At 56.0% G+C, this 17,410-nt stretch carries 18 protein-coding genes, 1 tRNA gene and 3 pseudogenes; 10 read left to right on the top strand and 12 right to left on the bottom strand.

All coding sequences use genetic code 11. The annotated features are described in order from the left end of the window. The first annotated feature begins 117 nt into the window (after nucleotides 1-117). The gene (locus AC1DNK_RS22910) at nucleotides 118-885 is read left to right on the top strand and encodes an alpha/beta fold hydrolase (RefSeq protein ID WP_477943482.1); all 768 of its coding nucleotides are present in this window, start codon (nucleotides 118-120) and stop codon (nucleotides 883-885) included. A 264-nt stretch (nucleotides 886-1,149) separates the two neighbouring features. On the opposite strand, the gene AC1DNK_RS22905 is transcribed toward AC1DNK_RS22910, so the two are convergent. The 5 genes from AC1DNK_RS22905 to AC1DNK_RS22885 form a co-directional block, all read right to left on the bottom strand. Beyond that, nucleotides 1,150-1,368: a hypothetical protein gene (locus AC1DNK_RS22905; RefSeq protein WP_477943481.1), complete on the bottom strand. Its 219-nt coding sequence runs from the start codon at nucleotides 1,366-1,368 to the stop codon at nucleotides 1,150-1,152. Beyond that, nucleotides 1,365-1,583, bottom strand: a complete 219-nt coding sequence (locus AC1DNK_RS22900; RefSeq protein WP_477943570.1) for a DUF982 domain-containing protein — start codon at nucleotides 1,581-1,583, stop codon at nucleotides 1,365-1,367. Before AC1DNK_RS22900 ends, AC1DNK_RS22905 begins: the two co-directional genes overlap by 4 nt. Before the next feature lie 353 nt (nucleotides 1,584-1,936). After that, nucleotides 1,937-2,009: transfer RNA gene (locus AC1DNK_RS22895), tRNA-Ile, on the bottom strand. 115 nt (nucleotides 2,010-2,124) lie between these two features. Continuing rightward, nucleotides 2,125-2,406, bottom strand: coding sequence for a hypothetical protein (locus AC1DNK_RS22890; RefSeq protein ID WP_477943480.1), 282 nt, complete (start codon nucleotides 2,404-2,406; stop codon nucleotides 2,125-2,127). Between the two features lie 1,049 nt (nucleotides 2,407-3,455). Further along, nucleotides 3,456-5,642, bottom strand: a complete 2,187-nt coding sequence (locus AC1DNK_RS22885; protein ID WP_477943479.1) for a putative bifunctional diguanylate cyclase/phosphodiesterase — start codon at nucleotides 5,640-5,642, stop codon at nucleotides 3,456-3,458. Nucleotides 5,643-5,686: 44 nt separating this feature from the next. On the opposite strand from AC1DNK_RS22885, the gene AC1DNK_RS22880 reads away from it, so the two are divergent. Then, a complete protein-coding gene (locus AC1DNK_RS22880; RefSeq protein WP_477943577.1) occupies nucleotides 5,687-6,088 on the top strand; it encodes a hypothetical protein in 402 nt (133 codons plus the stop codon). Continuing rightward, nucleotides 6,042-6,650 carry a J domain-containing protein gene (locus tag AC1DNK_RS22875; RefSeq protein ID WP_477943569.1) on the top strand — a complete coding sequence of 203 codons (609 nt, stop codon included), beginning with the start codon at nucleotides 6,042-6,044 and terminating at the stop codon, nucleotides 6,648-6,650. The genes AC1DNK_RS22880 and AC1DNK_RS22875 overlap by 47 nt, the downstream gene beginning before the upstream one ends. Before the next feature lie 172 nt (nucleotides 6,651-6,822). On the opposite strand, the gene AC1DNK_RS22870 is transcribed toward AC1DNK_RS22875, so the two are convergent. Both AC1DNK_RS22870 and AC1DNK_RS22865 read right to left on the bottom strand, forming a co-directional pair. Next, nucleotides 6,823-7,164 carry a hypothetical protein gene (locus AC1DNK_RS22870; RefSeq protein WP_477943478.1) on the bottom strand — a complete coding sequence of 114 codons (342 nt, stop codon included), beginning with the start codon at nucleotides 7,162-7,164 and terminating at the stop codon, nucleotides 6,823-6,825. Nucleotides 7,165-7,185: 21 nt separating this feature from the next. Continuing rightward, nucleotides 7,186-7,668, bottom strand: a complete 483-nt coding sequence (locus AC1DNK_RS22865; RefSeq protein ID WP_477943477.1) for a hypothetical protein — start codon at nucleotides 7,666-7,668, stop codon at nucleotides 7,186-7,188. A 186-nt stretch (nucleotides 7,669-7,854) separates the two neighbouring features. Here AC1DNK_RS22865 and AC1DNK_RS22860 point away from each other — a divergent pair, with 186 nt between their 5' ends. Next, nucleotides 7,855-8,259: a copper resistance protein CopC gene (locus AC1DNK_RS22860; protein ID WP_477943476.1), complete on the top strand. Its 405-nt coding sequence runs from the start codon at nucleotides 7,855-7,857 to the stop codon at nucleotides 8,257-8,259. 131 nt (nucleotides 8,260-8,390) lie between these two features. Further along, nucleotides 8,391-9,203, top strand: a complete 813-nt coding sequence (locus AC1DNK_RS22855) for a DUF1206 domain-containing protein (protein WP_477943475.1) — start codon at nucleotides 8,391-8,393, stop codon at nucleotides 9,201-9,203. A 158-nt stretch (nucleotides 9,204-9,361) separates the two neighbouring features. Here the strand turns inward: AC1DNK_RS22855 and AC1DNK_RS22850 are convergent, their stop codons facing one another. The 3 genes from AC1DNK_RS22850 to AC1DNK_RS22840 are packed head-to-tail and all read right to left on the bottom strand — an operon-like array spanning nucleotide 9,362 to nucleotide 13,489. Beyond that, complete coding sequence (locus AC1DNK_RS22850; RefSeq protein ID WP_477943474.1) at nucleotides 9,362-10,435, bottom strand: lipocalin-like domain-containing protein; 1,074 nt, start codon at nucleotides 10,433-10,435, stop codon at nucleotides 9,362-9,364. Further along, nucleotides 10,425-12,833 carry an ABC transporter permease gene (locus AC1DNK_RS22845; RefSeq protein WP_477943473.1) on the bottom strand — a complete coding sequence of 803 codons (2,409 nt, stop codon included), beginning with the start codon at nucleotides 12,831-12,833 and terminating at the stop codon, nucleotides 10,425-10,427. Before AC1DNK_RS22845 ends, AC1DNK_RS22850 begins: the two co-directional genes overlap by 11 nt. Next, nucleotides 12,833-13,489, bottom strand: a complete 657-nt coding sequence (locus tag AC1DNK_RS22840; protein ID WP_477943472.1) for an ABC transporter ATP-binding protein — start codon at nucleotides 13,487-13,489, stop codon at nucleotides 12,833-12,835. Before AC1DNK_RS22840 ends, AC1DNK_RS22845 begins: the two co-directional genes overlap by 1 nt. Before the next feature lie 646 nt (nucleotides 13,490-14,135). On the opposite strand from AC1DNK_RS22840, the gene AC1DNK_RS22835 reads away from it, so the two are divergent. Together AC1DNK_RS22835 and AC1DNK_RS22830 are read left to right on the top strand one after the other, a co-directional pair. Further along, entirely contained in the window at nucleotides 14,136-14,588 is a 453-nt protein-coding gene (locus AC1DNK_RS22835) for a hypothetical protein (RefSeq protein ID WP_477943471.1), read from the top strand. 77 nt (nucleotides 14,589-14,665) lie between these two features. Beyond that, the gene (locus AC1DNK_RS22830) at nucleotides 14,666-15,229 is read left to right on the top strand and encodes an OmpA family protein (RefSeq protein ID WP_477943470.1); all 564 of its coding nucleotides are present in this window, start codon (nucleotides 14,666-14,668) and stop codon (nucleotides 15,227-15,229) included. Between the two features lie 64 nt (nucleotides 15,230-15,293). Here AC1DNK_RS22830 and AC1DNK_RS22825 read toward each other — a convergent pair. Both AC1DNK_RS22825 and AC1DNK_RS22820 read right to left on the bottom strand, forming a co-directional pair. Then, nucleotides 15,294-15,674, bottom strand: a pseudogene (locus AC1DNK_RS22825) (SDR family NAD(P)-dependent oxidoreductase); the annotation flags it as partial. A 48-nt stretch (nucleotides 15,675-15,722) separates the two neighbouring features. Continuing rightward, nucleotides 15,723-15,854 (bottom strand): annotated as a pseudogene (locus tag AC1DNK_RS22820) (glutathione-dependent formaldehyde dehydrogenase); the annotation flags it as partial. Between the two features lie 156 nt (nucleotides 15,855-16,010). Here AC1DNK_RS22820 and AC1DNK_RS22815 point away from each other — a divergent pair. The 3 genes and pseudogenes from AC1DNK_RS22815 to AC1DNK_RS22805 all read left to right on the top strand — a co-directional run. Next, nucleotides 16,011-16,408 (top strand): annotated as a pseudogene (locus AC1DNK_RS22815) (DUF2177 family protein); the annotation flags it as partial. Nucleotides 16,409-16,678: 270 nt separating this feature from the next. Beyond that, nucleotides 16,679-17,032, top strand: a complete 354-nt coding sequence (locus AC1DNK_RS22810; protein ID WP_477943469.1) for a DUF3140 domain-containing protein — start codon at nucleotides 16,679-16,681, stop codon at nucleotides 17,030-17,032. Between the two features lie 60 nt (nucleotides 17,033-17,092). Next, entirely contained in the window at nucleotides 17,093-17,365 is a 273-nt protein-coding gene (locus AC1DNK_RS22805; RefSeq protein ID WP_477943468.1) for a hypothetical protein, read from the top strand. Nucleotides 17,366-17,410: the final 45 nt, after the last annotated feature.

Genomic DNA, 17,410 nt, shown 5'->3' with positions numbered 1-17,410 from the left:
GAATACTGTCCATAGAGATTGGTTTTCCCATAGCTCCTTGGTGCAGGCGTCTAGTGAATTGCAGATAATCCGAAATAAAATCAATCGCTATCAAGCGCTACCGACAGGAGCCCACCAATGAAAACTCTTATCATGTCTGCCCTCATGCTCTCATCCACCGTCCTGGGCATCTCCTCGGCCTTCGCCCAGACCAATTCCACGAAGGCGATCAAGAACATCGTGCTGGTCCATGGCGCATTCGTCGATGCGACGAGCTGGGACGGCGTCGCAGCCATCCTGACCGCCAAGGGCTACAAGGTTACAGCCGTCAAGAACCCGCTGACATCGCTAGCCGATGATGTCGCTGCCACAAATGCAGCCCTTGATGCACAGGATGGCCCGACTGTCCTCGTCGGACATTCTTGGGGCGGCGTCGTGATCGGTGAAGCGGGCAACAACCCCAAAGTAACATCGCTGGTCTATGTGTCCGCGTTTGCGCCGGACAAGGGTGAGACGATATCCGYGCTCGCAGCGAGTGGCCCTGCCACGCCGGGCGTCAAGGCAATCCGGCCCGACGCGAAGGGCTATCTGACCATCGACCCTGCCGTGTTTCCAAGCGCGGTGGCCGGCGATCTGCCGAAGCAAATCGGCGAACACCTGGCGGCCCACCAGATGCCCATCAATCACACAGCGTTCGATGCCGCCGCCGAAGTGGCCGCCTGGCACGACAAACCGAGCTGGTACGTTCTGAGCGCTCAGGATCTCACTCTCGATCCCCATGCACAAGCGTTCTTCGCCGAGCGTATCAAAGCCAAGCTGACGACGGTCGACGGTAGCCACGCTTCCTTAGCATCGCACGCGGCAGAGGTCGCAGCCGTTATCGAGGCCGCAGCCGGCGCCAAGTAATTCCACCATTCCGACAACGCCGCCGATCAGTTCGGCGGCGTTGTGATTCGACCTCCATCGCCATTTCATCATGCAGGCCACGCGTGACGGGAGGCGCCGTCCCAAAAGGTGTCCAGTTCAAGGTTCAAGATTGATCGAATACTAAGAGCTGACCATGTGATGCCACTGACGTAGCGAATGGAGCAAGGTACCGTCGAAAAACTGCCAGGCCCAGCCCTGCACAGCGGGCCTGGCAGACATCGGAACCGGCGCTTTTGAAGCTCGTCACCGAACAACCAAGACCGCCATCATCGCTGCCGCAGAGATGAGCCCGATCACGGTGAGACCGTTTGCCACGTATTCCGAGGCTTTACTTCGCCCCCCTTGCTTGATCTGCTCGCTGGTGCCTAGCACTGCCGCGAGCCAAGCTGACATCCAACACAACAGCGCAACGACGCCGAACAAAAGGGCCCACTCAACGGCGGTCGCCGGAAACATCGTCATGCGAACACCTTCGCCGCGACCGCGGCGTCTATAAAGCTAGTGCGCGCTAGCGCTGTGCTCCCATGGCGGGTGATGGCCGCTAGACAAAAGCGCTTCGCAGTCTCAAGCTCGCCGCTGTTTGACACGGGCCAGCGATTTGACAACACTGACAGCGCCGCGTCGGGGCCATCGATACGCTCTCGGGAGCCTCCGCCTATTCGGATATATACCGGCATTTCCCACGTGACGTGGAAGTTGACGTCGATGACTTGCATGACAGACCTCTAGCGCTCGATGCCAACTAACCGCGTGCAGAAGAAACTGTTCCGGGGATGGGGCTTCCGTATGAAAACGGACGAGCACAAAGCCACGCGCGATTAAGGTTGGCGGTCCGCTCCCCTCTCTAGGAGAAATCTGATGTTCTACACAGACGGAAAGCTCATCATGCCGGCGGTGCGAAGACAAGATTGACTGATCCCGACCACCTCGCAATCCTGAGCGAAGGGCGGTTCGGGTCTTCCATCGAATGGAATGAGTTCCTCGAGCATCCGCGCCTCATCCTTTTGGCGGAAGCCGGCACGGGAAAAAGTGGCCCTGGCAGGACTCGAACCTGCAACCAATCGGTTATGAGCCGACGGCTCTAACCATTGAGCTACAGGCCCGCACCTAATCGATATGGCAGCGCATGAAGATTCGCAAGCGGCGTCTGCGGGTGTGATCGGACGAACTCAACAACGGGTTAACGAACCTTTGGCAGAAAGCTGCTGTGGAAGGGCCTCAGCTTTCCCCGTGCCTTTTGACGAGCGCGGCCTTAGCCTTGGCTATCGCCGATGCAATCCCAAGTGAACGCCAGTCGGCCCGTGCTTGGTCCCTCTCCCGAATATAATCTAGGTACGCAGCACGAGCTTCCTTCATCGTGATGTGCCCATCTGCCCAATTCTCCAGAAGCTCAGCGAACCGAAGATCAGCATCTACTTGGATCCCAAGCGCCTGGGCCCTTGCAAGCGCTTTATTGATCGTGACCCGTCGTCGATTTGAGACATTTCCTTCGTCGGTCATGATGGCCGATCTTCGTTCGTTTTATCGATGAGGCCAACTTCTCTTAACAACTCTTGCCGCTCGACACCTTGGATAATAACGCGAGCATGGTGCTCGCCGTCGGATTGGACGTCGAGGGCGATGCTGGGTTCCATTAAGATCTTCGCTAGCGCTTTACGGGAAGCGCGGACTTCGTCGTCAGCTTCAACGAGGATTGTTGCAGTCACGAGAAACGCGGGCAAGTTGACCTCTCAAAAATTGATTTCTACGATTATCTGATTCTCGACAACACATAGAGGGCGACTGACGGCTTAACACTGCCTCGGTTCGGTTTGTAACTCGATTGTCAGATCTGTGCGCTCTTTTCCATGCTGATCAGGCGCATTTGCAAGTCTGGCCATTGGCGATCAAACTGCTAGGGTACCGCATCTGTGCTCAACGGTCAGCCCAATGTAACCCTAAGCCTTTGGCCTCCGTGGCGGCCGCCGTTAAACCTATTTTCGACGGCGCCTCGCGCCAGCGCAAACAATCAGGATCGTGAAAATTCAACGTCTCCTGCGCACCTGCTCAACGCTGAATGCAGCGCATTGAGACATTTGATTGCGTGGGGTGAGATCACAGTATGAAGCGTCGCACGTCGGACGCTCTTACACGATGGGTTAATCGGTTCGGAGTTGTTGTCGCACTTGCAGGCCGCTGTGGGTCAGAGGACACTAACAATGTTTTGGCGCTCGCGTTCGGGGTATTCCTGGTCGGATTGGTGGTTCTTGGCTCGATGAAGATCATTCACAATCTCAACGTTAACATGATGCCGCCCGGGCATCTCATGGGTATGCGATAGCGAAAGGTACCCGACTTTTTTGCCCATTTCTGAATACGATGAGGTCGACAAGTCGCAGTCAGTTGTGACGTCAAGCGCCACTTCATCTCACTCGATCTACTAAAGTCTACATGGCTTGGATCCTTTTCCGGCAGCCAGCGGACGATCCGCGTGCCATTCCGACCGATGTCCCATCATTCGGCGCCATGGTGGTGGCCTGTTCAGCCATTGAACGGAATTTTCCTTAAGTCTACGCTCGGCGAGCATTGCCGGTATGGAGTTCGCTTATCAGTTCCGGGAGCAGCGGCTTGGATAGGATATAGCCTTGGAGATCGTCGCAACCTAGCTCACTGAGCCATACTTTCTGCTCGATAGTTTCTATGCCTTCTGCCGTAATCTTCAATCCTTTGGCGCGGGCAAGACTGATCATCGCCTGGACGATGGCGTCATTATTCTCTGCGGTCCCATAGCTTGCAACGAAGCAGCGGTCGATCTTGATGCGGTCAACATCGAGCTGCTGCAAACGGCCAAATGACGAGAACCCTGTTCCGAAATCGTCGAGCGCGAACCGAACGCCGATTTGACGCAGAGCGTTGATATTGCGGCGACAGGTGTCCTCGTTTTCGAGCAACGCGCTTTCAGTGATTTCGATCTCTAACATCGCAGGATCAAAACCCGTCTTTTCGAGAGCCGAAATTACACGTAGCGCATAGGTTTCCCCCCGCAACTCGACCGCCGAGGCATTGACTGCCACAGAAAGGTTGGGCCAAGCCCTGGCGTCGCTTAAAGCCGTTGCCAGTACGCATTCGCCCAAGCTATCGATCAGGCCTGCCTCCTCGGCGATCGCGATGAACGTGTCCGGGGGAATCAGCCCTTTTGACGGGTGCCGCCATCTGGCAAGCGCCTCAACGCCCGCCAAATGATTGCTTTTTGCGCCGTAGACGGGTTGATAGTGCACTTCAATCTGGCTTCCGCTTTTGATAGCCGTGCGTAAGTCCTGTTCCAGGTCGCGCCGCGTTCTGACCATCTCGTCCATATGCGGTCCGAAAATCACGTAACGATTGCGGCCGGTGCTCTTGGCGCTATAGAGCGCGATGTCAGCCCTCCGCAAGACGTCGGTGGTATCCGACGTGCCGCCAGATGAGAAAGCAATACCGATGCTCATCCCAATTGAGATTGGCTGACCATCGATCTCGAAAGGTTGACGAACCACAGAGATAAGCTTTTCCGCCAGCTGTTGGACCCCAGTCGAAGTTGGTGCTTCAATGAGGATGGTAAACTCATCGCCGCCAATTCGAGCGACCATTATGTCGCTTCCAACCGTCGCCTTTAGCCGCGCCGCCACATCGACGAGTAAGCTGTCGCCGGCCGGATGGCCCAATGTGTCATTGACCTGCTTAAAACGGTCAAGGTCGAGGAAAAATACAGCTGCCGCGGATTTCGCCAGGACCTGGTCGACCTTGGCGTTGAATGAAATACGGTTCGGAAGTCCGCTTAGAGCGTCATGATGGGCGAGATAGAAAAGCTCGCCCTGGCTTTTGCGCAAACGGTCCGCGCGGCGCTGTAGAAGCATGACGAAAGCTGCAACTGCCCCCAGCATAAAGAGTGCTGCAAGCGCGAAAACTGGCCTGGTCGCTTCAAGCACGGCCTTTCCAGGCAGGAATGGCTCCCAACTGAAGAATCCCATACTGCTCCCGTCATGTGCCGTTAGTGGAAAATAGCGGCGGTTTGGATTGCCGCTGCTCCAGTCGAATCGCATTCCGGTAAACAAGTAACGGGAACCGAGCATCTGGGCGAAGTCGCCGTCCAGATAACGCACCGCGATGTGGAGTGGCTGTTCGCCTGCGAGCTGTTTAATCTCGCCGCTATCTGAGATGATCGGTTTGACGCTTACAACTGCCGGGCTACCGTTGATGCTTACTATATCGCTCTCGCCGATGCTGAGTGTCCGGTCGGAAGTGCCGGATGTATCGCCAGCAGCCAGGCGTCGACGAAGTTCATCGATCAGCGTTCGGACCTTCACATAGACAGTCGGATAAGCTTTCTCCGGATCGTTGTCGGCGTCCGAAAATCCATAAATTAGGTTATTGGCGGGGCCGATCACAAATGCAGCGTCGTGGCCAAAGTAGGTATGCATCCACTTGCCTAGATTTGCTTCTATCCATTCGCGATTCCCCTCACCTACTTTGCGAACAGCATCGTCCCAGACGGTTGCACTTTCCTGGTCGTGAGCGATTCTATCCTGCATCTCGCTGACGATCCGGCTGACGAGACTTTCCTGGCGCTGGACCGCCGTTTCGTCACTTTGGCGAGTGGCCCATACCATTGTTCCGTAAATCGCCCCGACCACGACGGCCCAGCAAGCAACCGATACAAGGAATTTTAGGGAGACAGAGACAGACGTGTTTGATGGAGACATTTGGACGACTTCCGGCACATAATCGCCTATCACTAGCCCTTACCGGTTAAGAACATGAAAAGATGCCAATGTATGGTTGCTTACCGAGCCGTCGCAATCGTGGCCATTTTGGCTGTGACAGGCTAAGACGGATCGAAGCGCCGAACCGTTTGTTTGAGCTGATCGTTCTGCAGCCTCAGTTTGTCCGCAAGTTGGCGCCGAAGCCGACTAATTTCTCCGTCAACGCGGAGTTGTTTTCGACTGCCGATGTCTCTGAGTCCACACGTGTGAATTTGGTCACCACCACCGTGCCAATAGAACTGATGCTCGGACCAGCTTTTGCTGCGGCAGTCATTATTGAAATGGCCAGGACATCATCACGCCACACAGCGAAGTTGAAGCTTGCCGGTGACGGAGCGTCCACCATATATCAGCCTRATGACCGTTTCAAAGATCTTCGTTGGCATTCGGCCGATACGCGCTAGCCGCCAAAAGCACACTGAACAGAGCGGCCCTAAGTGTCAGTGGGAAGGCTGCGAGAATTCTGGCACCCAAAGGGCTCCAGTGGGTGGCGCTGCGGAAGGGCTGTATCTTCTGTTTTGTGCTGAGCATTCACGCCAATACAATAAGGGCTACGACTATTCGCCAAGTAAGTCGGACCCCATTGTTGCAAAGTACCAGCTCGATGCCGCGAGCGGCAAAATTCCGGCGCGTGGTGTGAGGACAAACGCCCATAACTTGGAGACACCGCTCCCTTCATCTGTTCCCTCAGGGTCAGCGAAATCACTCAGGGCACGCGGGAAGGCCAGCTATTCAGCAGGCACCATTTCCTCGGCTCAGCAACGCAGGCTAAGGCCGCTCGAAGCCCAAGCTTTTGACACCCTTGGGCTGTCACATAATGCAAGCCCGGACGATATAAGACTCCGCTACAAGGAGAAGCTGAAACTCCATCATCCAGATTCCAATGACGGCAATCGACACTCCGAGGATCGGTTGCAGGCCACAATAAAAGCTTATAGGGTGCTGAAAATAAACGGCTTTTGCTAAACGAAAATCACTTCGTCGACCTGCCCGCTATATACTTCGGTACTCGCATCTGGTCGTCCACTGGAAATCTGCACCATAGTTCTCTGCGGCAAAATCTAGGCGGCAATGGCCAGTGTCAGCGTCCCGAGCCTATGATGCCGACGCCGAGTTGAGACGCATGGCGTTTCAGCGATTACATCCGGAAAACGATCTCGTCGTCCTCCTCACGACCAAGGAGATACCAGCGGCTTGCTGGTACCCATATCCAACTCATAAAGAGCGCACCATCATCTTCACCGCGTGAAACTACCGCGTCAGCATCGACCTCATGCTCGTCATCTGTGTCTACCGCAGCGATGAAGGCTGCTGCCTGGGGATCTGGCTCCCTCCGCAGCTTTTCCGCCAGCGGACCAGTCGGGATCAATGAGAGTATGAGGTCGATCTCGTCGGCCTCTACCCGCACCCACGGCAAAATCTCAGTTTGACCTTCGAAATCATGACCGCGAGTTGGCTCGGCGGCAACTACGTCACGCAACACACCGCTGACAATCCAATATTAGCCAAACCTGGCCAGCATGCACTCAAGCAGCCGATTTTCAGCGATGAGCCTATCCTTTCGGGCCTGCGCCTCATGACCACAGACGGCGGCCTTCTCACTTTTGCGCGATCTGCCAAAATCCTTTTCCATTTTGAGCTTTGCATGCTGTGGCGCCAAGGCATGTGCCGGTTGCGGAACAGCTTTGCTGATCGTCGAACCAATGGGCCTGCCTAGACCAACCGGACTTTGGGATATCGCGCCAGGTAAACTTCTAATGTGGCTCGCGGGTAGATCAGAGACATCATCGGGTTGGCCTGTGGTCGTCACTAACGCATTCGAGTTCTCATCTTGCGTTAGCAAACCGACGCTAGCGATGATTTCATCCAACCGCCGAATCCAATCTCTATATCTGTCGCGGAGGGGATTACCTTCGGAAAGAGCGTCAAACTTTGCAACCGCCAAACGGCGTTGATCGCGATGTAATGCTGTATCGAATTTCATGTCGCCACCTGCCTTTTAAATACGAGTAGCAAGAAAAGAACATAAAGGGAACGGAATTTATACCCTTTGGATTCAACAATGATGCCAGTTGGCCGATTCCGGCTTGGCGCCTCGTAGTTTTGTAGCGCTCGGAACGGATAGCAGCGTGGCGAATTATCATCGCAAGAACGGAAACGGAGTCGATTTATGTATAGGTTTGCACCTGCAATCGCCATTTCGGCATTTCTCGGCCTCAGCCCGATGGCAAATGCAAGCATCAACCCTACTCCCGATATGCATGACGATGTCAATTTCAACGACAACATCAGTCTCACCTTTACCGCGCCAGTGGATGCTGAACGGTCGGAGGTTGAGATTTTCGGACCAAGCGGCCCCATTCCCACAGGTACGCTCGAATATGGAGCGGATCGGACGAATTTGTTGATCCCCGTTTCAGACAAGCTTCAGCCTGGCCTCTACATCGTGCAATTCACGGCATACTCGACGCTTGGGCAGCCCGTGACAGGAACATCCGCAATTACAGTGCCAGAGCGACCTTCGCTATCAAGGTACATCGAATTGCCATCGGCAGCGGATGCTACCAGCCGATAACACGCCCGCGTCTCATTTTTCGCCTACAGGAATTCGTCGGCGACGTGGCAAATTCGGGACCTCGATGGGGCCCGTCCGGACAGGAACCGTTTTACAGGTTGCTCGTTTACGGGCGGCGGGGAGATCGAAAAATGAACGAACCAAAGTTTGAATGGCTTGCCCGAGCGGGCTACAGCGCCCGAGGGATTGTCTTTTTGCTTGTGGCAGGGCTCGCTCTGTTTTCGAGTTTTGGCGGTGGCAAGCCGGACGCAAAATCTGCGCTCGACGCACTGCTTGACCAGCCCTTTGGCAAATTATGGCTCGGACTGATAGGGCTCGGTTTGCTGGGGTTTGTGGCTTGGCGACTTGCTCAATCAATTGCCAATGCCGACAATCACCACGCAAGTGCGAAAAGTTATCTGATCCGAGCTGCCCTTCTCGGGAGTGCCGTTACGTATATCGGCCTGGCAATTTACGCTTTCAAAGGCGCGCTGGGCGTGGGATCAGCAGGCGATGGTGGCGAAAAAGATCTTGCCGAGTGGGCGATGTCGCAACCGTTTGGTAGATATCTGGCCGGTGCCATCGGCGTCGGTTTTTTGGTGGGCGGTATAGCGACCGCACTCAAAGGAATTTCTCGAAAGTTCGAAAGGTACCTTAAGCTCGATCAGAGCCGACCACTGATACTAGTTTGTATCTACGGGTTGGTTTCACGCGGGATCGTCTTCGCGATCGTCGGGATTTTCTTCTGCTACGCAGCATTCAGCGTTGACGCCGATCAAGCTGGGAGCATGAGTGACGCACTGACTTTCGTGAGGCAGCTTCCGCTTGGCGGGGTGTTCTATCTCGCGGTTGCCATAGGCCTTGCCGCCTTCGGGATCTACAATCTTGTCGAAGCGCGATATCGAACCGTATCCACACCGAGCCTTTCCAAGGTGGAGCTTGAACTGCCGTTATCTCACAGGTAACAAGCTCTGAGGAGTTCGACGCAAGTGCGGGCGAAGATGCACTTTGGCCTTTGCCTGTTGCATGACCTGGAAATTGATGTCCGCAACCTAGCGCCTTTAAGTCGCGAACTTGAAAGGCCGTATAGGTCTGCATTCCTGTAAACCTGAGCTACTGGCTCCTACCTGTATCCCGTCATCTCAAGGTAGCCTACGCCGGTGGTGGAGCCTTCGAACGAAATAGGGCCCTCCCAGTACGGGGTGGACGTGGCCATCCATGATTGATCGTTTAACGGTCTCGTTTGGATATTCAGCGATTTTGAGGGGATCTCTATTCGCCATGACACCGGAAGCTGCCTCCCATCGACCGTCGCGGTACGCAATGGTGTGAGATGAACCTGGTCTTTTGTAAGCGGCAGTGTTTGTCCATCGGGAGAGATCCAGTTCGCTGAGACAAACCCATCCTTGTCGTCACGGAGACGGAACGCCATCAGCTTCTCTCCGCTGACCAAGTGCAGCGAAAACCAATCCCACCCCGTTTGGTTCGAAGCCAAGGGTTGAGACGACCATTCCCTGTCGAGCCAAGCGTTGCCGCTGACCGTGATGGGCGTCCCCGATGCCTCGATAGTTCCGGAGACATCATAGAACGGCTGGGAGTAGTAGTAGCTCGCCTGCCCGCTTGCCGACTTAACAGAAAAGCCTTTATCACCTTGAAGAACCAGTGGGCCTTTGGCCTCAAGGTCCAGAGCGTAACTAAAGTCCTGCCCAGCGGCTTTCAACGAAAGATTTGTCAAAGCATCGGAGCTGGAATTGTCAGCGGCTGACATTGTCCAGTTGTCTATCCAGGCGCGGAAAGGCGCAGCCGTCGCGCCCGCCTGACCAACGCCGCCACGGCCCAACCGCTCCGCGACGTATTGGTGGTCCGACGTCGTTACAGCGGCATGTCCAATCCAGATCTGGGGGTCAGCGAACCCAGCCTTACTTTCCGGGGCAAGCGCTGATCGGAAAAGCGTCCACTGTGCTCCATATTGCTTGCCGTCTTGCCCCTTGAGATTGGCGGTCACGTACCACCATTCGATGCGATAATCCGGGTGCGCGCCATGATCTTCTGGAAACGATAGTTCGGAGCCGCGCTGAGGAATAGCGAAGCCTTGGGCGTCCGATCCCAGTCCAGCGAACCCTTGTCCCAGAGTTTGTCTCGCTGAACCCATCATGGCGGCGCCCAGCAATATTAAAGCAACGGCTCTACCGTTCATTGGCAAAAATCCTAAGCAGATCGGCCGGATTGATCGTTGCAAGGCGATGGACTGGAAAGAATACCGACGCTAGTGCCGCGAGAAAGGCGATAAAACCGAGCAATAGCCAGTCCATGGGGAACACGTGCATGGGTAGTCGCCATCCGAATGCCTCAACGTTGACACGGGCCAGCAGCACCCATGCCAACACAAGACCCAAGGGTATCGCCGTGACGAACGTGGCTAGCCAAAGCGCCAGCGTTCGGGCGGCCTCATACAGTGCCAGATCACGTCGACGCACTCCCATCGCCCAAACAGGCGCCAGTTGAGGAAGCCGAATTCCCGAGAGTGTCAAGAGACTGGAAAACATGGCGAAACCGGCTACAGCCAAGGTGAGCACGTTAAGGGCCCCCGTAACCTTGAACGTCTGATCGAAAATCGCTTGCGACTGCCTCTTGAGCGAACCTTGGTCCACGATGGCAGTTTCTGGGAGGCCGAATTCCTCGATTAGCTGTCGCTTCAGACCGATGGATCTTTCAGGAGCAACCCGTACGCCGTATCGGAGCTTAGCTACCTGAGGGTAGTGGGCGACCAAGGTGTCGATCCCTATGATAACCTGCCCATTTGGGTTCCCGTAATCAGAGTAGACTCCTACCACCTTAGCGTTCCAGCCCCCCGGCATGGCTACTATCTCTCCCATTCGCGCTACACCGCGGCGCCACATCTGCTCGTTGATCAGAGCACCCTCACCTTTGGCGATCTTATCCCAAACCCCATCCTGGGACGCGATCAGGGGCCAATGGTCGCGGTAGGTCGGATCGTCCGCAACGCCAAAGACCTGGACCTCCTCGCCGGTAACGTCGCCATCTACGCTCCAGATTGGAAGGACCGATGTGGAGTGTGATGGAAGCCAGGCCCGTAACCTCGCCGCCTCGGCTTCGTCTTTGGCCGTAACGTATAGTTCAGCGGCCAAACGTTGATCAAGCCATCCGATGAATGTCAGCCTGAAACTGGAAACCATCGTGCCGACGCCGATATTCGCCGATAGCGCCAGTAGCAATGCCATTAACGCGAGTGAAAGTCCCGGAAGCTGAAGGCGCGTGTCCGCCCAAAACCATTCGACAAGTGCGCTATGCGACGTGCGTTGCATGGCGGAGAGAAAGGTTGCCAACACGGCCGGAAGCATGAGGGCCGCGCCCAAAAGCAAGCATGCGAGCACCGCGAAACCTGCCACCAATCCAGACGCGGCTATAGCCAAAACACCTGCAGGGAGAAGGAGCGCCCCTCCCACCGCTGCCTGGATTAGCAAACCTCGCATCGACTCTCGCGCCCATGCTCGGGGTTGCGCGGCCGCAAGGATGGGAAGTTTCCAGACCCGATAGAGGCTTTGAGCGGACGAAATTGCTGTCCCGGCAAGCGCCATCGCTAGCCCTGCGAGCCACCAGTCCGCGCGTATCGAAAGTGATCCGGAGACACTCGCCCCGTAAAGTCCCCGCAGGGTTGCGGCTACCCCCGGCATGAGGATCGACGCGATCAGGTATCCAAGCACGACCCCGATGACGCCGGATGCGACAGCAAATATCGAAAGCTCAACGACGAGCATCGCAGTAAGCTGCCGGAGGGAAATGCCAAGGGATCGTAGCGTTCGGAACGTGCCGCGACGTTGTTCGAACGTAAGCCCGGTCGCGGAGTAAACGATGAAGAGGCCAACGATGAAGGAAAGAAAGCCAAAAGCAGTCAGGTTAAGGTGGAAGCTGTCAGTTAATTGCGCGACGTCGGGCTGCTCAACCGGTTGCCGCAACAGGAGCCCAGAGGAAATCTGTTTGACGGCGATGGCGCTGATCTCCTGGTCGGAAGCGACTGTCAAACGATCAATCTTGCCGTGCTTGTCAAGCAACCGGTCAGCGACCGAGATGTCCACGAATGCCGCGCCTTCAGGAACGTTTTCGTCGATCCGAAAGCTCATGTCCGTGTTGCCGCGCAGCCGTTCCGCCGTTTCGCTGGACAACACCAGCTCTCCAACAGGAGAGATGAAGCCGGTGATATCGCGTCCGCTCGTCACGCTCAGCGCATAACCCTCTTTTGGCATCGTTAGAGGATCTATGCCGATTAGCCGGATGCGGATCGTGCCAAGGCGCAGATTCCCTTCGATAACCGGCGAGACATCGAAGCCGAGGCGTCGAAGCTTCCCATAGATCTCGTAGGGAATCCCGGTGCCGTCCTTAGCCACAATTTGAGCAAGGGACCCTTGCTCCAGAACAGATGCGGCGCGAGCATAGCTCGCCCTCGCCTCAGAATTGATTGCTTGCACACCAGACCAAAGCGCTGTCGCAAGCGCGATCCCCAGCACTAAAGTGAGCAGCTGCAGAGGTTTGCGGCGCCAGTGCGATAAAAGCGCGGAAAACGCTACCCAGCTCATTAAGCGATCTTTCCACCACGAAGATGTACAGTGCGGTCCAGCCGAGCCGCGAGCCGCGTCGAGTGGGTAACAAGAAGCAATGCCGACCCCGCGCTGCCAGCCAGGTCAAGCATCAGGTCCAGAACGGCGTCACCTGTCTGCTCGTCCAGATTTCCTGTCGGTTCATCAGCAAGAATGAGCTTCGGCCTTGCCGCCAGAGTGCGGCCTATGGCGACACGCTGTTGCTGGCCTCCTGATAGCTGCTCTGGATAACGGGTTGCGTACCGCTGCAAACCCAACGCCTCGATCAAAGTCTTTTCCCAAGCGCCGTCCTGGCGCTGAGCCAACTTTGCGTGAAAAGAGATGTTTGCCGAGACGGTCAAGGAGGGGATCAGGTTGAACTGTTGAAAAATAAGCCCGACCTTGATCCGTCGGTACTGCGCTCGCTCGCTCTCGGAGTATTTGCTGAGATCATCGCCATCCATGACGATGGCCCCGCAGTCTGCACGATCGAGCCCTCCTGCTAAGTGGAGAAGTGTGCTTTTCCCGCTACCGGATTCACCAGTAAGAGCGACGGTCTCACCTGAAGCCACACCAAAGTCGATCCCTTTCAAAATTTCGATTGTACCTTCTGCTGTTGGGTACGATTTTCGAACATTGTTGAGGGTGAGGATCATTATTTGCTCAGGTCACTTTCGAGAATTAGCCGATCGAAATGAACTATGCGGGAAGGCGCCGGTCTACAAGCTCAGAGTTGCTTATTGCAGAGGCCGCAGGACTGTGGCTATTCGTGAGTACCCACGGTACCGACTACCTGCCGCAGCCGTGCGCAGGAGGCGGCTCCGCTTATTGCGGTATTGGACAACAACCCTAGCTTCATTGGGTTCCATCACCAATCTAAAAGCCATGCGAATGTCTGTGGAATTTAGTCCAAGGCGTCAGATCACAAAGAAAAGCCCATGACGTGGAAGGCACAACAAAAGGCCTCTGGTGAAAGGAGTCAGCAGAGCAAAGGAGATCCCCGGGTTCACCAGTCCGTTCAAGCTCATGGCTAGCCATCAAAAGAGGTACCTCACTTTCCCCGGAAAAGTTCGCGTACTCTTTCATCGGCTCCTGATTCTAACGATAGAAACCCATCTCGAGGTTTGTCTGAATTGAGGTCATAGAGGGTGGCTAGACTGCGGAGGAAAACGGTCGGTATAGCGGACATTTTGTCCAAGTAGCCGTCACTGACATAACAATAATTTGGATAACCGATATTGCTGATTGCCTAAATTAGTATGCGCTATCACCTTGTGGTGCCAGAACTCGGAGGAATGGGACTTGCTCAATCGCGTGCTATCAATCGTCACGGTAACCGCCGCGTTGCTCGCCGCCACGCTTGCCGTGGCGCAAAATCTCCCGCCAGCCGTTGAGCTTCAGCCTGGCGTTTCGGCCAAGATCCTCGATTTGAAACGCGTCCCTGGCCAGCAGATCGTGCAGCTCGATTATGAGATCAGCAACACCGGAGACGCCCCTGTGAACCTGGCGGAGATCGGCATCGGGCGTGCAAGCTACGGTCTTAATGACATCACCTTGTATGACTTCCCCAACAAAATCAGTTTCAAGATAGGCGTCGCGAGCGAGTGCCTCTGCACACAGCCGCCAGAAGCGCCACTAAAGCCAGGTGAAACATTCAAGGCATGGGCATGGTTCGCGCCGCCTGAAAGCAACCCGGGTCCGTTTGCCGTTCGTTTCGGATCGACGCTTCCCGTGATGGACGTTCCTGTTCAATGATAACCAGGCTACCAATTCGAACACTCTCTCTGCTCGTAGTGACAATAGGCACAACGCAAGCACAAGAAGCCCCTACCGTGGCGCCGCCGAATTTTACAGCCCGCTCGCCGAGCGTGGGCTTCGTGTCACCCTCGATCGGCTATTCGTCACCCCGCATCGAATTTCGGTCGCCACCGATGACGCAAGAAGAGCTAGCATTGGGACCAAAGACCAAGGTCCCTCCCGTGCCGGTCGTCCAGGGCCTTGAGGTGACAGAGGTGGAAGACGGCGTTCGATACACTCTCTCGGCGGACATCCTCTTCGACTTCGATAAGGCGACCCTGCGTCCGAAGGCCACCCAAGCCCTTAAAGCGATGTCGAATGATGTCCGCCAGCGTTTCAAGCAGGCAAGCTTCGTTGTTGACGGATACACGGACAGCAAGGGAAGCGACGCCTATAACCTCAAGCTGTCACTCCGAAGAGCGGCCGCCGTCAAGGACTACCTCGCGACGGCGGCGAAGTTCAATCCATCGACTGTCGCAATCGAGGGACGCGGTGAGGCAAACCCAGTTGCCCCCAACGAGACCCCTGGCGGGCAAGATGATCCGGACGGCCGTCAGAAAAACCGACGCGTCGAAATCTTGGTCAGGCCCACCGACTAGAACGATAAGTGCGAAGGCCGCCTGGTGCCGTGTAAACAACAGTCAGAGCTCTTCCCAAAAGCTTTCAGTTCTTCGCCATTCCAGGCGCTGGCATCTTCGCGTGCTGCGCGCGGCGAGAACAGATGCGGGAGTGACGTCTGCCATGGCCGCTTGGAACTAGTTCTTCCAGCCGGCTACGACGTCGCCCTCCCCGTTCAACATAGCGTCGAAGCCGTCCTTTGCGACATCCGCAGGGTCATCCTTTTCGGCCTGACCAACGTCGGTATCGAGTATATCGGCGCGTTCGAAGAGCCGGGTGTCGGTGGGTCCGGGCATGAGGCAGGTCACCGTACGCCTGAGTCTTTGCGCTCGTTCAGGAGTGCGACGAGAAGCTGCTCAGAGACGCGTTACTGCCGTTGTAAACCGCTTGATAGCTGCCGGGGATGAAACCAGCGATCGACCCGGTTTAAGATCGTGCCAGCACCTCATATGCGCATTTGGATGCCAATATGCTCAGGTGGAGGCCGGAACCGCAGATTGCGCAGGCGGTCACCCTGAAAATCGCGCCGCGGCCCTCCTCGATCTTCGGGTCGGGAACGCCGTCGCATCGAATGTCATGTTCGCAGTGCCAAGTGAACGACTTCATTGTTTCCTCCAATGTCGATAGTCGTCGTCAGCCGCAAACCTCGAGTCAGTGATCTTGTTCCGTGCGCAAACAACATCAAGTCAGCATCGCGGATGCTTAGGGAACAACGATGCGATGGGGGGGAGTTGAACGGAAAACCGAACGAAAGTTCATCCGATGAGACTTCTGAGCATTGCTTACGCTGGCACGCTGATTTCGTTTCTGCTGTTTGATGCATTATGGCTCGGCGTCACTGCTAAAAGCTTCTATCGAGATCAGCTCGGCGACCTGATGCTTCCTTCTCCAAACTTGGCCGCCGCCGCAATCTTCTACCTTGTCTTCGCCATAGCAATTGTCATCCTCGCAGTGCGGCCTGGATTAGGCGCAGGCTCGGGATGGACGCCGTCGCGTACGGTGCAGTTCTCGGACTTGCGGCGTACGGCATTTACGACATGACGAACCTCTCGACGCTCCGAGGCTGGCCCCTTCATCTGACCATTGTTGACATGATCTGGGGCACGTTTCTGACCGCTGTTGCAAGCGCAAGCGGATATGCGACCCCTCGCTTTTTGGCTAGGCGCACCTTCCGGGCGCTGCAACACGGTGAGCCGGCTCTGTCATCGGCCTTGTTTATCGACTTTACGTTCATCCGCGACCTGCACACTCGCGAAATTGGTTGTGCATAGGCCTGCCACATAAGAGACGTCGGCTCGCACGCGATGCACTTGTCGCGGATCGCCCGTCCTCGCCTCACGCATATCTCCGTCAGGATCCGACCTTTTCGCGAACTTTTCGTGACGCGCTGCGTTCGTCAGCATAGTGTCGGGGCGTTACAGGAGAGCCGGATGACGAAAGACAGCGACATCGACACCGATCAGGTGTGGGCGGAATTCGGCGACGCCGTGAACATGTCTGCCTCAGAGCTGGAGAAGTGGCTGCGCACGGAGGAAAGCCTCGACAACGGGTGGAAGGCGGACGGCCGCAAGGAGTCGATCGATCATCACTCCGGACGACTTATCGTCGACATCAAGCACAAAAAGAGGGCAGACCTGAAGGATGAGGACTATTCGCATATGCGAAAAGTCGTGGGCTACGTGCACAGGCATCTCGCCCAAGGCGGACCGAAGGTGGACAAGGAGCGCTCGGCGTGGCGCTACTCGCTAATGAACTGGGGGCACGATCCCTTGAAGAAGCGGTAAGGAAGCCGCGTGGAACTTCGGGGCACCCTCGCGGTTAATCCTAAAATCAAAGGAGCCACCATGACCTACGTAGCATCCCCAAGTCATTCCGCCGACGAGCCCACTCGTATCGAGGATTTGAAGCAATGCCTGGACACGGCCCGCAAGCACTTGAACGAAACTTCGAACGCATCTGACGCGGAAAAGACCGCCGAACTGGTTTCATCGGCGGTCGATGCGGGCTGGGAAGAGGCTGAAGTCCGGTCGGCGATCGCCAGCTCAGCGAGCGATCGCAAGGATGACGACGTGTTTCTGACGCCGACTCTCGGGATCGTTCCGTCGTCGTCCATGTGAAGCATCCGCTGTGGCAGAGCCGGAGATGCGCAACCTTCACCGTCG

The sequence above is a fragment of the Rhizobium sp. 01N424 genome (assembly GCF_056399485.1).
Note: the sequence above shows the minus strand (reverse complement) of the source record. Positions and strands in the feature narration are given on the sequence as shown.

What these genes read in the sequence shown, in the direction of transcription:
- AC1DNK_RS22865 (WP_477943477.1), bottom strand. Translation starts at nt 7,668, where the DNA reads ATGAAATTCGATACAGCATTACATCGCGATCAACGCCGTTTGGCGGTT.
- AC1DNK_RS22875 (WP_477943569.1), top strand. Translation starts at nt 6,042, where the DNA reads ATGACCGTTTCAAAGATCTTCGTTGGCATTCGGCCGATACGCGCTAGC.
- AC1DNK_RS22905 (WP_477943481.1), bottom strand. Translation starts at nt 1,368, where the DNA reads ATGACGATGTTTCCGGCGACCGCCGTTGAGTGGGCCCTTTTGTTCGGC.
- AC1DNK_RS22810 (WP_477943469.1), top strand. Translation starts at nt 16,679, where the DNA reads ATGACGAAAGACAGCGACATCGACACCGATCAGGTGTGGGCGGAATTC.
- AC1DNK_RS22855 (WP_477943475.1), top strand. Translation starts at nt 8,391, where the DNA reads ATGAACGAACCAAAGTTTGAATGGCTTGCCCGAGCGGGCTACAGCGCC.
- AC1DNK_RS22900 (WP_477943570.1), bottom strand. Translation starts at nt 1,583, where the DNA reads ATGCCGGTATATATCCGAATAGGCGGAGGCTCCCGAGAGCGTATCGAT.
- AC1DNK_RS22860 (WP_477943476.1), top strand. Translation starts at nt 7,855, where the DNA reads ATGTATAGGTTTGCACCTGCAATCGCCATTTCGGCATTTCTCGGCCTC.
- AC1DNK_RS22845 (WP_477943473.1), bottom strand. Translation starts at nt 12,833, where the DNA reads ATGAGCTGGGTAGCGTTTTCCGCGCTTTTATCGCACTGGCGCCGCAAA.
- AC1DNK_RS22850 (WP_477943474.1), bottom strand. Translation starts at nt 10,435, where the DNA reads ATGAACGGTAGAGCCGTTGCTTTAATATTGCTGGGCGCCGCCATGATG.
- AC1DNK_RS22840 (WP_477943472.1), bottom strand. Translation starts at nt 13,489, where the DNA reads ATGATCCTCACCCTCAACAATGTTCGAAAATCGTACCCAACAGCAGAA.
- AC1DNK_RS22890 (WP_477943480.1), bottom strand. Translation starts at nt 2,406, where the DNA reads ATGACCGACGAAGGAAATGTCTCAAATCGACGACGGGTCACGATCAAT.
- AC1DNK_RS22805 (WP_477943468.1), top strand. Translation starts at nt 17,093, where the DNA reads ATGACCTACGTAGCATCCCCAAGTCATTCCGCCGACGAGCCCACTCGT.